Below are 14,338 nucleotides of genomic sequence, written 5' to 3' on the forward strand. Positions count from 1 at the left end.
TTGGACGAGGTAAAGCTGGGCGACTTTTCGGCTCCCTTCATTGAGGCAGGTCAAACGGCCGTCTTGTCACAAAGGTTGTCAGTTCGAACATCCACGGCACTGCCGTTTTCGCACAGCCCGCCGCGCCGCAGATCACGTCCGTCTGCTCCATACTCTGCCATACAAGGTCATTCCGGCCAGCATGGCTGCGACGAACAGGACCGTCTGGGGGAGGCCGACCGACAGGGATGCAACGGCCGGACCGGGACAGAAGCCGCCAATCCCCCAGCCCAGGCCGAACAAAGCCGAACCGACCACCAAGGGTGCATCGATCCGATTGTCCGTCGGCACATGGAAGCTGTCGTCGAGTACCGGACGCTCCATCCGCTTCATCACCTGCACGCCGGTGAAGGCGACGACGACCGCGCCGCCAAGAACGAACGCCAAGCTTGGGTCCCAGGCGCCGAAGATGTCGAGGAAACCCTGGACTCGGACAGGATTTAGCATGCCGGACAAGGACAGCCCGAATCCGAAGACGATGCCCGAAGCAAGCGCTACGCATGAAGCCAAAGATAGCACTTACGCAGGTATTGTGCGCCTGGTCGAGGACGCACAACGCTCCAAGGCTCCCATGTCCCGGCTCGCCGACAGATGGTCGACAGGATTCCTGGCGATCACTGTGATAATTGCCTTTGCCGCATGGTGGTTCACAAGAGACCCGATCCGGGCCGTCGCGGTGCTGGTCGTGGCGACGCCCTGTCCGTTGATCCTGGCGGTGCCCGTGGCTCTCGTGGCGGGGCTTTCGCGCGCCGCCCATTCGGCGTCCTCATCAAGGGCGCGCATTCTCTCGAGAACATGGCTCGCATTCACACTCTGGTCCTGGACAAGACGGGGACGCTCACCGACGGCCGGCCCCAGATCGCCTCGATCCACAGCCCGTTGGGCTACACTGAGGACGAAATCCTACGGTTTGCCGCCTCCGTGGACCAAGCATCGAAGCACCCTATCGCCCAGGCTATCGTTGCGGCGGCCCGGCGGCGAAATCTCCCTCTCGCTCTGCCGTCGGAGGTAAACGAGGTGGCGGGAGAAGGGATAGCGGGCTGCGTGGACGATAAGGAGGTGACGGTCGGCGGCAATGGCTTCGTGGAAAGGCGCGTCCAAGCCACGCCATTTTCCATTCCGGAAACCGCAGCCGGTTCGGTTGTCGTCGCTGTCGCGATCGCAAACAGGCTGGTTGGTTACATATTGATGGCCGATCCGGTGCGGGAAGAGGCGGCGGAGATGCTTGACGGGTTACGCCACGAAGGCATCCGGCGTATTCTGCTCGCCACCGGAGATCGCGCCGCTGTAGCCGAACGTGTCGCCGATGGCCTCGGTCTCGATGGAATTCGTTCCAGCCTCACTCCGGATCAGAAGGTACTGGTGGTACTGACGGAGCGAAAGAACGGACCTGTCATGATGGTTGGGGACGGCGTCAATGATGCGCCGGCCCTTGCGGCGGCAGACGTCGGCGTCGCGATGGGCGCGAGGGGAGCCGCCGCCTCCGCCGAAGCAGCGGACGTCGTCCTTCTGGTGGACAGGATCGACAGGCTCCGTACCGGGATAGAGATCGCCCGGCGATCACGCAGGATTGCGATCGAGAGCATTGTCGTAAGGATCGGCCTTTCGGTGTTCGCCATGGTGGCTGCAGCGCTCGGCTTCCTGCGCCCGGTCGAGGGAGCAATCCTGCAAGAGGCAATCGACGTCGCCGTCATTCTAAACGCGCTTCGGGCGCTAAGGATAAAACCGCGATGAAGAGAATGGGCGCTGCTTGCTGCTTCATCTGACGGACGCCGATGCCGTCTATGCGGGTTTCGGCAAGCGGGCTGCACGCCCGCTGGCAAAGATTGATCCGTCCGCCATGGATGAAACGCAGTTCCCGGCAGGATCGACGCGGCGGCCCGCTTCAAGGAAGCCAGGCGTCGAGCCGTCATAGGCGGCCTGGAAGATGCCGCTGAAATTATTGCAGGGACAAAAGGAACTGTCTTTGAGAGGGATCAAAGATGATCTTCGCTGTGGGTGGCTACAATAACAATTGGAGGCTTTGCCTGGTTGGCCGGCATGAACGTCCAGCCCAGGCACATGCAGGAGGCGTCATTGGATCTTCATCGCGCAGCAGTCGAGAAATTATGGGAACGACATCGTCCACTTGACGACCGCGGCCACTGCAAACTGCCGAGTCCAAACACTTCTTCCACCGAAGAAACGATCAGTGTCGAAGCATTCTGCGGTTGCCATGGCATTGACGAGGCCGAGATCAGGCAGCTTCAACGGCTTTTGGGCCCCTTCGCTATCAGAAATGAGCTGTGGGCGAACATTCGTCGCCAGCCGCGCTTCAGATAGTTAATCGGAGCCCGACAATGCCCGCAGCACCGGCTGCGGGCATTGATCTGGTCCAACCCTGTTTCCGACCCCGCATACAGCAGGCCGCGACATGGGATCAGCGGGCGAGGAAGACGGGAAAATCGCACTTGTCCAGCATCGAGGCCGTAACGCCACCGAATATCCTCTCGCGAAGCCGCGAATGACCATAGGCTCCCATGACGATCAGATCGCAATCGAAATCGAGCGCACGCTGCTCCAGAACTTCGGCGACGGGCCGTCCGCCGCTGGCAACCTGCTCGACCTGCACGGTGGCGCCGTGCCGGGCAAGATAGGTCGCCATGTCCGCGCCAGGCTCTCCGCCATTCTCCCAATAGGAACTGTCTGGATCGATCAGCACGACGTAAACGAGGTCCGCGGAAACGAACATGTCCAGCGCCTCTCGGGCGGCGCGAGCCGCCTCGCCCCGAGAATTCCAACCGAGCAATATCCGTTTGGGCTTCAAAGTCGACCCACGTTCCTTGGAGGCCAGGAGAAGCGGTCGGTGGGCATCGAAGACCGCACCGTTTATGATCGCCTTGGCAAGTTGAGGATCGCCGCGAACTCCATCGCCCAGAATGACCACATCCGCATAGAGCGCGCGCCTATATATCTCCTCGTCGAGCGTGACAGTCTCGGCATAGACTTCGCCGACGTCAAAAGACAGCCCGCTTGCTTTGCATTCTGCTTCCGCCTTCTTCCGGATCTCATCGAGAATTTTCAGCTCATCGTATCGCTGATCGAGCCATGCGGTACCGGCTGGAAAGTCGCCGACATTTGGCGGTAGGGCCAGGCCTGCAACAACGATGGAAAGGTGAGCCTCGAGTTCCGAGCCGAGTGCGATAGCTTTCTTGATATCGGACGCAGCGCCGGAGGCACCTATGACGGCAAGAACTGTCTTGAAAGGCATGGCACGTTCCCTCACGATGGGCCTTAATTGACCTGATACCGAAAAGTTGTAACCGCGTAGCAGCGGGCAACGATGATCTGCGTCAAAGTGGTTGGCGAATTTCGACGCATAGAACCACAGCCCCGAAGATCATTGATGGGGACTAACGTTCTCCAGATGCTCCACCTTCTCATACAAACACGCGAGCAATGGTGGGGCCGACAGAAACCTAGAGGTGCCCGCAGCATTGATCTCGATCACTGAAGATATGCGGGACATGCCTATACTGGAGCCTTCTACAGCGAGGAGGATGCTATGCCATTGAAGCTCAAGTCAGGATTTATGACATCCGACGGAGACGAAGGCCGCCTCTTGATGGATTCGGGAACAGGCGACCAGGTCGTGCTTGGGACTCATGACGCGCTCCAAACCATCGCCAATCCGCCACGAGCAGATGAATTCAGGCTCCAAGAATATGTCGACCTCTTTAGCCAGATCGCAAGTGACAAGTTCGACAGGAAGGAATTCGACGCCGCCGGCCATATTCGCGTGACGTCTGAGGACATCCGCACCTTCCGCTCCCTGCATGCGCGATAGCGTTGCTGGCTTTAACGGCCGGTGGAAAGACATCAGTTCCGTAAACCGCCACCACGAGTACAGGCAACAGGAACTTGCTCCCTGCCTAATCGAGAAATTCATCGAAGCTCCTCGGCCATATATCATTGATGCTGGTCAATGCGTGCAAATCCGACACGAGCTTGAATTACGGTGCTCGATGAAGAGCTGCCACCGGGACGAGGAGAGCGCTTGTTTGCGCTGCATAAAGTCCCTTAACAGCAAAGGAGAATGTAATGGTTGAGGCTGCGACGAAACTGCCCGTTCAGAAGGATGAAAAGCCAGTACAACCGGCTGGTACCTTCTGGTCTCCCTTCCAAACGCTTCGCAATGAGATTGATCGGCTGTTCGAAGATTTCGCTCCGACCTCCAGGCGTACTCCGGAACGCTCCTTGTTCGGCCGAGCCATGCCGTCGTTGAACGGCTGGGCCACCGCGCCGGCTGTCGATATTGTTGAGAACGACGACGCTTTTGAAGTCACCGCGGAAGTTCCTGGCATCGACGAAAAGAACCTCGATGTGAAGCTTTCGAACGGTTACCTGATCATCCGCGGTGAGAAGACCGAGGAAAAGGAAGAAAAGCAGAAGGAATATCACGTCTCGGAACGCCGTTATGGCTCCTTCCAGCGGACGTTCCAGCTTCCGGACGGGATTGACGCCGAGAAGGTGGAGGCGACCTTTCATAAAGGCATTTTGAAGGTCAAGCTGCCCAAGAGCGCAGAAGCTAAGAAGAACGAGCGCAAGGTTGAGATCAAAGCTGCTTGACCGACCGGCTCTTACTTTCCAACCCGGCGCGCATCAATATTTTGCGCGCCTTTTCTTTTTAGTCGGCGAACAGCTAACAGCCGCTCCAACATAGCTCCAACATAGCTCCAACATATCCGTAGCCTTGTCCGGCGCGAGACCGGGAGAAGTTGCTGGTGAGTCGCCCCGCAGATGTCGGTAGGCTCCAAAGGATGAAGAAGCCGCGTTGTTGCTGAACCCCACCGTACGCCTGCGGTCGCAGACGTCGTTATTGAAGCAATTGCTGAATACCGCGGGTTGCATGAGTTGAAAGAGACCGGCAGGCAGTATCTGGCGGTCTCTTTCAGACTAGAAGGCCAGGTGCTTTTCGATTTCCTGCACCGGTAGCTTGATAAGATCCTTATCATACTCTGCAAGGATCAGCTTTCTGACCGAGACCGGCATCGCGTGACGCAGGTCTGCAAGCGCCTTCGGCGGTGCGACGACCACCAGCTTATGGACTTTCTTTTCTTCGCAAATCGCCTCCAACCTCTCCGCGACAGTGACGGAGAAGTGTTCCTCTTCCTGCTCATGGAAATCGGTTTGTCCAAGCGCGCTGCGTCGGCTACCAACCGCCGCTCGACCCGGCCTGTCCGTCCCCTGGCTACGTGCCGAAGGATTGTCAGGCGCTTCGATCACCTGTTCGACCTCCAACGCCAGTTTAAACGCCGTACCGGTATTGCGCAGCAAAAGTGCCTTCTGCCCGTCCGCAACGAGCACCCAGGCGTCGTAGGGAATGACCTTGCTCTTCATCACATCATCCTCCTTGGAGATAGGAGCAGGATAATCATTTTGGAAACGTAGGGTTTGATCGGTGTCAATCATCCTACCGTTCTGGGCTCGGCCACCAGAAGCGCCTTTGACGCTGCTCGATACCATCCGCGGAAAAGATGGAGACCGTCCTGGAATACGTGCGGATCTTAATATGCAATCCGGCCGACCGCTTCCGGCCACCCGGCGAAACGGTTACCTCATATTCGCCGACCGGCGGAAGAGCCGCAATCTTGAGAAGCGGAACAGCGACGTGAACGCCGCCCGATCGGGAGAGCATAAGTACGTTGATTTCCGTCAACTTGCCGACAGTGAGGATGAGTTAGACGAAGAAATACGATATTTATTCATTTGAGACACAAGGAGGCCCGCGTTGAACGATCACTCCCCGCGTATCGCGTTCCACGGAGCAGCCGGCACTGTAACCGGCTCCTGTTTCCTCCTTGAGTTCGGAGATATCCGAATCCTCATCGATTGCGGGATGTTTCAAGGCTCGAAGACTGAAAAGGAACTCAATTATCGTCCTTTTCCGTTCGCACCCTCATCGTTGGATGCGGTTCTCCTCACACATGCCCATATCGATCACAGCGGCCTGCTTCCCAAGCTCGTTAAGGATGGCTTTGCCGGTCCGATCTTTTGCGCGCCGGCGACCTTGGATCTGTGTGCAGTCATGCTGCCCGATTCCGCTCATATCCAGGAAATGGAAGTGGAGCAACTCAACCGGCGCAATGAGCGGCGGGGCCGCAAATCTGTCGATCCGATCTATACCGCGGCTGACGCTATGGCCGCTCTGGTTCAGATGAGAACTGTTGGGTTCGAGCAATGGGAGGAACTGGATCCGGCCATCCGCTTCCGTTTCTGGAATGCTGGGCATCTTCTCGGATCAGCCTCCATCGAGGTCGAGATCGGGACGGCCGCGGCGCGCCAGCGGCTTCTTTTCTCAGGCGATATCGGCCCGAGCCACAAGCTGCTGCAATTCGATCCTGAAGCCCCTCCCGGCTGGGACTATGTGATTTGCGAGAGCACCTACGGCGACGTCGACCGCCACGATCCTTCCGACGAAGCGCGGCGGACCATGTTGCGTGATGAGGTCCGCCATGCCTGTCGCCACCGGGACGGAGCTCTTCTTATACCATCCTTCGCCGTCGAACGTACTCAGGAGCTTTTGGCCGACCTGATCAATCTTATGGAGAGACACCAGATTGACCAATGCCCGATCATCATCGACTCTCCGTTGGCCCTGCGAGCAACCGAGGTCTTCAAGAAACATGCCCGGGACCTCGAGAACGGTGACCTGCTGCTTCGTGCCCTTCGAGCCAGGAATGTCCGGTTTACCGAAACCGCCGAGCAATCCAAGGCGATTGACAACATGCGAGGTTTCCACATCGTCATCGCGGCGAGTGGCATGTGCGAGGCTGGCCGTATACGACATCGCCTGAAAAATTGGCTGTGGCGGGAGGAAGGGACCGTTCTCCTCGTAGGCTATCAAGCTACCGGAACGCTGGGACGCCTGTTGGAAGACGGTGCCCCTACCGTCCGGATCCAGGGCGACGAGATTGCCGTAAGAGCAAGCATCCGCAAGCTTGACGTCTACAGCGGCCATGCCGACGGGCCGGAACTCGCTGCATGGCTTGCGGCACGCGCGCCGGTCCGGAAAGCCGTATTTCTGGTCCATGGGGAACTGCCCGCAGTCGCGGCCATGAAGGAGCGCATTTCCACCCTGCAGCCTCACGTCAGGGTCATAGAGCCGTCGCTCGATGCCGAATATGCTCTGACGCCCAGGGAACCGAGAGAGATTTCCATCGCGCAGGCTCCGCCGAGGCTCAACCCATTACAGGTCGGTCGCAGGGACTGGCATAACGACTTCCAGTCTCTGATCCTGGATCTCCAGGAGAAACTGGACAGTGCGGCAGACGAAAAGGCTCGCGGCGCAATCCTGCGAAAGGTCAGACGCGCTCTCTCGGGATCAGAGGAGTGACGCCTTTGGGTTGTCAGGGGATGAGGACGGCTGCGCCGCTCAGGCGCCCTTCCCTAAGATCATCGAGTGCGCGGTTTGCATCTGCGAGCGGATAGACGACAGTATGCGTCCTCACGTTTGCTGCCGCCGCGGTCGGGAAGAACTCCTGCGCATCTTCCCTGGTTAGGTTCGCGACGGAGACCACCTGCCGCTCTTCCCAAAGAAGGGCGTAGGGCATCTGCGGAATGTCGCTCATATGAATGCCACCGCAGACAACCCGCCCACCCTTTTTGACTGCCTTCAACGCTGCCGGCACCAGACTGCCGACCGGAGCAAAAATGATCGCTGCATCCAATGGTGCCGGCGGCAGCTCATCGGAACCACCCACCCATGCCGCCCCGAATTCCTGGGCAAAGGCCTGCGCCTGTTTGTCGTCCGGCCGCGTAAAGGCGTAGACCTGCCTTCCTTGCCAGCGGCAGACCTGCGCGATGATGTGCGCGGCCGCTCCGAACCCGTAAAGCCCTATCCGCCTACCTTCTCCCGCCTTCTTGAGGGATCGCCAGCCGATCAAGCCCGCGCAGAGAAGTGGTGCCAGGGCAACAGGGTCGGCCGCCATCGGGAGATCGAAGGCATAGGCTGCATCTGCCACCGCATGCGTGGCGAAACCGCCGTCCCGCGTGTAGCCCGTAAAAAGAGGATCATCACAAAGGTTTTCGGCCCGCGATTTGCAATAGCCGCAATGACCGCAGGTATGGCCGAGCCAGGGAATCCCGACTCGTGAACCAATTCTCGCCGAGGGAACTCCCTCCCCGACCGCATCCACGATGCCGACGACCTCATGGCCGGGCACAAGCGGAAGTTTTGGGTTTGGAAGATCCCCGTCGACCACATGCAGATCGGTCCGACAGACCGCACATGCCTCTATCCGGACACGGAGCTCTCCCGCTTTCGGTTCAGGATCTGGCCGCTCCACCAGTTCGAGCGGGTTGCCGACCTCATGCAATACCATGGCCTTCATAAGGAACCTCCGCGCAATCGTCCATCCGTTGCAAGGCGTCGCTGGCTCGCCGCTCAGCCTGCGAGCTTCCGCAGAGAGTCGCTCCATATACTACACCCGATCTGCCCCTCAAAAACCGGTTGCAAAATAAAATCGGTATGCTAGCATGCAACCAGTTGCAAATTGCAATCAATATTAGAAGGAGTCGATCAATGAAGCTCTACTCTGCGCCCGGCTTCACCAGCCTGGCCGACCACATCGCATTGCTGGAGGCTGAACTCCCGTTCAAGCTGGTCAAGGTTGACATCGAGACCAAGCAGATCGAAGGCGGCGGCAGCTATACAGATATCAACCCAAAGGGCTACGTGCCGGCGCTTGAGTTCAACGATGGCGAGGTGCTGACCGAAAATGTCGCGATCCTGGCTTGGGTCGCCGATCGCGCACCGCAGCTCGCGCCGCAGGGTCATCTGGGCCGCGAGCGCCTGCTCGAAATGCTGAGTTTCATCGCGACCGAGATTCACAAGCGCTTTCCCACTTACCTGTCGCTTCCTGAAGGCATCCGGGAGCAGACCGCTCAGGAAATACTGCACTGGTTTGGCTTCGCAGCAGGCCGATTAGAGCGGGGATATCTGTTTGGAGAGACATTCACTGTCGCTGATCCCTATCTCTTCCAACTGGCGTGGGGTGCAGCTCAACTCGGCTTTCGGCTGCCCGAGCCGCTTGGCGATTATATCGCGCGGATCGAACAGCGGCCCGCCGTACAAGCGGCGTTTCACCGGGAGGGCTTGGCATGAATGAGCTTGTTATCCGCACTGACAGGCTCGAGCTCGCCACGCAGAGCTTCGGCGACCCGGTGCATCCACCCGTCATTCTGATCATGGGCGGGATGGCATCGATGTTGTGGTGGCCGGAGGAATTCTGCCGGCGGCTCGCTGAACAGGGCCTCTTCGTCATCCGCTACGACCAACGCGACACAGGTCTTTCGACAAAATATCCGCCCGGTCAGCCCGGCTACACTTTCGACGACGCCGTCGATGATGTCTTCCGCGTGCTCGACGGCTACGCGATTTCGAGCGTGCATCTCGTCGGCTTTTCTCTCGGCGGCATGATCGGCCAAGGCGCCGCATTGAAGTTTCCGGAACGCGTGCTTTCCCTGACGGCGATCAGCACCTCGCCGGTCGGGGTGGACAAATCGCATTTCCCTCCGAGCGGCGAGGCCTGGATGGAGCATATGTCCCTGGAGGCGGATTGGTCGGACCGCTCAGACGCCGTCGCATATCTGGTCGAGGATGCGCGCCTGACCGCCGGGACGGCACATACGTTCGACGAAGCCGGGACCCGAGCCTTCCTTGAACGAGATTTCGACCGCTCCGGAGGTTATCTCAGCGCCACCAACCATAGCATCCTCTTTGAGGTCGGCGACATATGGCAGGGCCGGCTGAACGAGATGATGGCGCCGCTTCTTGTCCTTCATGGCACGGCCGATCCGGTCTTCCCGCTGGCGCACGGCGAGGCACTGGCGCGAGCTGTGGTCGATGCAAAGCTCGTAAAGGTAGAGGGCGGCGGCCATGAAATTCATCCCGAAGATTGGCGAGAGATCATTTCCGCCATCGACGAACATGTCCGAACATCCGCCCAGTAACGGTAACAGGCCAAATGAGGGTTGAGAATTGGATCGTGCCAACGTCTATGATGCCGGCAAGGGGTCGGCGTTTATAATCTCGCACCGAAATGGATCGGGCATTGATGCCGACTGACCTGCAGGCGCTACCGCACATTCGGTTATAGCCGGCACTTCGGGCGTGGTCAGCGCGGATATTCGAGCTGCATGGCGACCACATTGGTGGTGGGGTGACCGTAGCGCCCCGCAATCGCCTCCAGCGCCTGATCGAGCGCATCCGCCGGCTTCCGGTCGGGAAAGGTCGACGCGCGACGACCTTCTGGCCAGTTCGCACGCACCTGGTCCGGCATGACACGAATACCGCTGCGCGTTTCTACGACATCCGCCGAGGTGGAAAAAATCGTGACGCTCGAACGGTAGGTCCGCGACCAGGCATCGGCCACCAGGGCAAGCGACACCTCATCCATGCGCGGCTCGACGCGGATGCCGAGCTCATCCCGGTTCCAGAAGGCCACCTGGTTGGCAAGTACGGTCGTCGCAAACGGTCGAGTCAGTTTAAAAGCAGCGCTGGCATGCCGCGCACCCCACCGCTCGAGCCCGAGATCGCGAGCCGCCGCTTCGGCCTTGCCCCTGCCAGCGATCGCTTCGATCAACGTCAGCATCATCGGCATGGAGGCGGTGATGCCGGTTGTCGTGACGACGCTTCCATCCGACACCATACGGCGGTCGGCTACGTATTCGATCGTGGGGCTACGGCCAAGCATTTCACTCAGGTAATACCAGTGGGTGGTGGCGCGCCGCCCATCGAGAAGACCTGAAGCGCCGACGACCTTGGCGCCGGCGCAGATACCAATGATCTTCGCGCCCTTCTCCGCCTGGCTCCGTAGCCATGCAAGCGCTGCCGGATCGTCGTCGCGGCTCATGGCGGGCACGATGACGTAGTCCGCTCCGTCGGGATGGTTGGCGTCGAACTCCGTGATCGTCGCGTCCGGCTCGACCTTCAGGGCCGGATAGAGCTGAACCGGCCCCGGCCTGGTTGCCAGCATCATCACGTCGGCGACGTCCGCCCGCCGCAGGATGCCGGTAGGTACGAGATAGTCGGTCGTTTCGGTGGCATCGTTGATGCCGATGACCGCGACAAGCGGCCGCTCGCGCTTGGTTGGCCTGAGCGAAGCAAGCATCGCGTCCGCCTCCGCCTGCGGTACGAGGGGTGCATTTGCAGCCCTCGTACCAGACGGCAGGCTGATCATCCAACCGCCAAAACCTGCCATGCCAAGAGTGGCAACCGCGGCGGCACCCCATATCAAGACGGATTTCCGCATAGCTGAACTGCTCCGACGGTATCCACGAGTCTTTGAGAGCAGTCACTCCACGTGATGCTTTCGCTGATTAGCGCAATACTACCAAAGCACGCGTCTGACTGAAAAGATAAAAGCCGTCGTGAGAATTTGGGCTTACGCCGATTTCAGCGGTCGTCTGAAACGGCAATCCTGAGTTCGAGCATCGCCTGCCTTTTCTCCTTGCGGATCACGCCAATGGCGCGCTCCAGTGCCCCCGGAAGGTCGCGCCCGTGCTCGACCCGTTCAGTGTAAGCTCGGCTTGCGGCCGCGATCGCGCTGTAGTCCGGAGAAGGTTCAAGCGAGACGAGAGGCATCTTGTTCGCCATAACTGCCGCCCCATCCGGATAACTGCTGACGACGGACCGGCGGACCGCGTTCCAAATGCCGTTGTTTTTGACGATTGTTAGAATAGGGAGTTCCAGTGCCTCTGCAATCTGATGACATGCAACAGGATTGGCGAACATATAGGAACCATCGCCGATACAGGCGATGCAGAGCCTGTTGCGGTCGGCAAGCTGCGCTCCGAGCGCTGCCGGCAGTCCCCATCCAAGCCCGCCGGAATGCGGATTGTTGAAGATGCGATTGGGACCGCTCACCTTCATCACCTCCGGTACGACGCCGAGTTCAGAAAAAATCACCGCCCGACTGTCGATCGCCTCGGAAATGCAGCGGCTCATCCATTCGGCGGACATCGGGCTCTCACACCCTGCAGCAGCCAGTGCGGCGGCGCGCTCCACGCGCTGCTGCGCCCGCGCGGCGATCATCCTCCGCCGCTCCTCGGCACCGCCCGCCAACGGCCGCACCGCCTCGCGAAGCGCGGCCATGGCCGCGGCCGGATCGCTGACGATCGCAAGATCACTGCGATGACCGCGGATCGGCATGCGCTGGAAATGCGGATCGGGCCCTATCTGGATTACCCGCGTATTACTGTCCGGGCGGTGGAGCGACTCCATCCAGGGAATGGCGCTGTCGATCACCAGCACGACGTCCGCCTCCTTGAGCGGCGCCTTGACGTCATAGCCGAGAAACATCGAGTGCTCCGACGGCATCACGTTTCGCACCGTGTAGGGCTCGACGACCGGGATGGCGAACTCCTCCGTAAATCGAAGGATTTCCGCGGCCGCCTTTCCATCGGGACCGCTGCGCTGGCATATGACAAGCGGCGCGCGAGCCGCGGCAAGCCAGGCAGCAGCCGTTCGGATCGCCTCCGGGTCGGGATAGGCGACCGACGATACCGCTTGCGGGGAAACCGACTGCCCGGCAATAGGCGGGACAGCGTCCATCAAAGGCTCCCGTGGAAGGCTGACATAGACCGGCCCGCGCGGCTCGCTCATCGCAAGGCGCGTCGCACGGGTCGCAAGGATCTCGCCCTGCTCCGGGTAGCGCATTTCATAGTGAAATTTGGTGACGTCGCTTACCATCGAGGATTGATCGTACATCTCCTGCCCATACTGGATGGGCGTCACTCTGGTACCGCGGCGGCCGCTTTCGGTGATCGGCGTACGCCCTGAAAGCACCACCACGGGAACGTTGTCGCTCGCCGCATTGATCACTCCCATGACGGAATTTGCCAGGCCGACATTGACATGCACCATCGTCGCCTGCGGCCGGCCGGTGACGAGGTAATAACCGTGGGCCATGGCAACACTCGCAGTCTCATGCGGGACCGTGATAGGTTCGGGAACGGAGCTTTTATCAAGCGACACAAAGGCTTCGATAATCGGCGGAAAGTCCGTACCGGCATTGGCGAAGATGTAATCGATGCCATTGCGCTTGAGCCCCAAAAGGAGGGATTCCGCGCCCGTCGTCAGCGTTTGGACCTCCGTTCCTTCAGTCGCTTCGTCCATGAGGTCCTCCCAGTGTCCGTTTATCAGCCCCGCCCGGCCGTCCCGACCAACTCGCGTCACCTCAAAAATGCACTTGTAAATTATCAAAATGCAAGAGATGATCGATCAATAATCTCTCTTAATGAGATTTTATGTCGGTTGCTTGGCCGATGGAGGAAACAAGCGGAGGAGAGAAAATCATGAAGCAGCAGTTGTTTGCCGCCGCTCTGGCGGCTGGACTCGTCATGTTCGGCAGTGCGTCCGCCCAGACCGTCGGTATCGCAACTTCAAATCCCGGCTCGATTTTCCACAATATCGGTACGGCGGTGGCGAAGGCGGCCAACGACGCGGGATTGAATGCGACAATCCAGCCAGCAACCAGCCCGAACCAATACATGCCGCTGGTCAATCAAAACGACGTCGAATTCGGTGTCGGCAATCTGGAGGAGTTCAATAATGCCCTGAAAGGCGAGGCCTGGTTTTCCGGCAGCGTCAACGAAAACCTTCGTATTGTCGGGCTCATCATGCCGATCAAGGAAGCGATCTTCGTGCGGGCCGACAGCGACATAAAGACAATCGCCGACCTTAAGGGCAAGCCTATGGTCGACGGTTATACGGCGCAACAGACGATCCTGCCGCAGCTCGACGCCATCTATGCGACCGCCGGGTTGACGCGTGCGGATATGCGGCCTGTTCAGGTCCCGAGCGTCGTGGCAGGCGCAGATGCATTTATCTCTGGCCAGAGCGCCGGCTTCATCTTCGCCCATGGCGCAGGCAAGGTGCGCGAGGCTGACGCCGCCGTGGGCGGTCTAAGGGCGCTGACTATACCGGACACGGAGGAAGCGAAGGCCGCCATCCGAAAGCATTGGAAGTCAGGATATGTCGTGAAGATGGAGCCCGGCCCGGCCACTCCGGGCGTACGCGAAGCCGGCACCTACATCGCCTATCCGCAGCTTGTCTTCACAAACTCCGCCGCAGACGAGGAAGCCGTCTATAAAATGACGAAGATCCTTTATGAGAGCAAGGAAGCGATGAAAGCCGCCTTTCCGCCCTTCGGCGAATTCCAGCCCAAGAACATGGTGGGCGAGACCGCGCCGGGAGAATATCATCCGGGCGCTATCCGCTTCTACAAGGAAGTCGGGCTTTGGAAAGAGTGACCGC

12 protein-coding genes and 1 pseudogene are annotated in these 14,338 nt (G+C 59.5%); 7 read left to right on the top strand and 6 right to left on the bottom strand.

Translation table 11 applies throughout. The features are described 5' to 3' along the window. Window positions 1–132: 132 nt before the first annotated feature. Entirely contained in the window at window positions 133–558 is a 426-nt protein-coding gene (locus C5L12_RS28785) for a YeeE/YedE family protein (RefSeq protein ID WP_245422909.1), read from the bottom strand. On the opposite strand from C5L12_RS28785, the pseudogene C5L12_RS14820 reads away from it, so the two are divergent. Next, window positions 533–1,773 (top strand): annotated as a pseudogene (locus tag C5L12_RS14820) (heavy metal translocating P-type ATPase); the annotation flags it as partial. The gene C5L12_RS28785 and the pseudogene C5L12_RS14820 sit on opposite strands and share 26 nt — an antisense overlap. Window positions 1,774–2,458: 685 nt before the next feature. Here the strand turns inward: C5L12_RS14820 and C5L12_RS14825 are convergent. Continuing rightward, window positions 2,459–3,289 carry a universal stress protein gene (locus C5L12_RS14825; protein ID WP_105372821.1) on the bottom strand — a complete coding sequence of 277 codons (831 nt, stop codon included), beginning with the start codon at window positions 3,287–3,289 and terminating at the stop codon, window positions 2,459–2,461. Window positions 3,290–3,583: 294 nt separating this feature from the next. Between C5L12_RS14825 and C5L12_RS14830 the strand changes: the two genes are divergently transcribed. Beyond that, on the top strand, window positions 3,584–3,865 hold the full coding sequence (locus C5L12_RS14830) for a hypothetical protein (protein WP_105372822.1): 282 nt from the start codon (window positions 3,584–3,586) through the stop codon (window positions 3,863–3,865). Window positions 3,866–4,119: 254 nt separating this feature from the next. Then, window positions 4,120–4,647, top strand: coding sequence for an Hsp20/alpha crystallin family protein (locus C5L12_RS14835; RefSeq protein WP_105372823.1), 528 nt, complete (start codon window positions 4,120–4,122; stop codon window positions 4,645–4,647). A 327-nt stretch (window positions 4,648–4,974) separates the two neighbouring features. On the opposite strand, the gene C5L12_RS14840 is transcribed toward C5L12_RS14835, so the two are convergent. Continuing rightward, window positions 4,975–5,490, bottom strand: coding sequence for a baeRF12 domain-containing protein (locus C5L12_RS14840; RefSeq protein WP_245422911.1), 516 nt, complete (start codon window positions 5,488–5,490; stop codon window positions 4,975–4,977). A gap of 319 nt (window positions 5,491–5,809) precedes the next feature. On the opposite strand from C5L12_RS14840, the gene C5L12_RS14850 reads away from it, so the two are divergent. Further along, a complete protein-coding gene (locus C5L12_RS14850) occupies window positions 5,810–7,414 on the top strand; it encodes an MBL fold metallo-hydrolase (RefSeq protein ID WP_105372825.1) in 1,605 nt (534 codons plus the stop codon). Window positions 7,415–7,427: 13 nt separating this feature from the next. Here C5L12_RS14850 and C5L12_RS14855 read toward each other — a convergent pair whose 3' ends face one another. Continuing rightward, the gene (locus C5L12_RS14855) at window positions 7,428–8,411 is read right to left on the bottom strand and encodes a zinc-dependent alcohol dehydrogenase family protein (protein ID WP_105372826.1); all 984 of its coding nucleotides are present in this window, start codon (window positions 8,409–8,411) and stop codon (window positions 7,428–7,430) included. Window positions 8,412–8,566: 155 nt separating this feature from the next. Between C5L12_RS14855 and C5L12_RS14860 the strand changes: the two genes are divergently transcribed. Then, window positions 8,567–9,184 (top strand): glutathione S-transferase N-terminal domain-containing protein, encoded by a 618-nt coding sequence (locus tag C5L12_RS14860; protein WP_245422912.1) that lies wholly within the window; start codon window positions 8,567–8,569, stop codon window positions 9,182–9,184. Then, window positions 9,181–10,032 (top strand): alpha/beta fold hydrolase, encoded by an 852-nt coding sequence (locus C5L12_RS14865; RefSeq protein ID WP_105372828.1) that lies wholly within the window; start codon window positions 9,181–9,183, stop codon window positions 10,030–10,032. The genes C5L12_RS14860 and C5L12_RS14865 overlap by 4 nt, the downstream gene beginning before the upstream one ends. 164 nt (window positions 10,033–10,196) lie before the next feature. On the opposite strand, the gene C5L12_RS14870 is transcribed toward C5L12_RS14865, so the two are convergent. Further along, complete coding sequence (locus tag C5L12_RS14870; protein ID WP_105372829.1) at window positions 10,197–11,333, bottom strand: DJ-1/PfpI family protein; 1,137 nt, start codon at window positions 11,331–11,333, stop codon at window positions 10,197–10,199. Window positions 11,334–11,476: 143 nt separating this feature from the next. Then, entirely contained in the window at window positions 11,477–13,198 is a 1,722-nt protein-coding gene (locus C5L12_RS14875) for a thiamine pyrophosphate-requiring protein (protein ID WP_105372830.1), read from the bottom strand. A 179-nt stretch (window positions 13,199–13,377) separates the two neighbouring features. Between C5L12_RS14875 and C5L12_RS14880 the strand changes: the two genes are divergently transcribed. Continuing rightward, window positions 13,378–14,334 carry a TAXI family TRAP transporter solute-binding subunit gene (locus C5L12_RS14880; protein ID WP_105372921.1) on the top strand — a complete coding sequence of 319 codons (957 nt, stop codon included), beginning with the start codon at window positions 13,378–13,380 and terminating at the stop codon, window positions 14,332–14,334. Window positions 14,335–14,338 lie beyond the last annotated feature (4 nt).

The organism is Neorhizobium huautlense, assembly GCF_002968575.1.
In the GTDB taxonomy this organism is placed as follows: domain Bacteria; phylum Pseudomonadota; class Alphaproteobacteria; order Rhizobiales; family Rhizobiaceae; genus Neorhizobium; species Neorhizobium huautlense.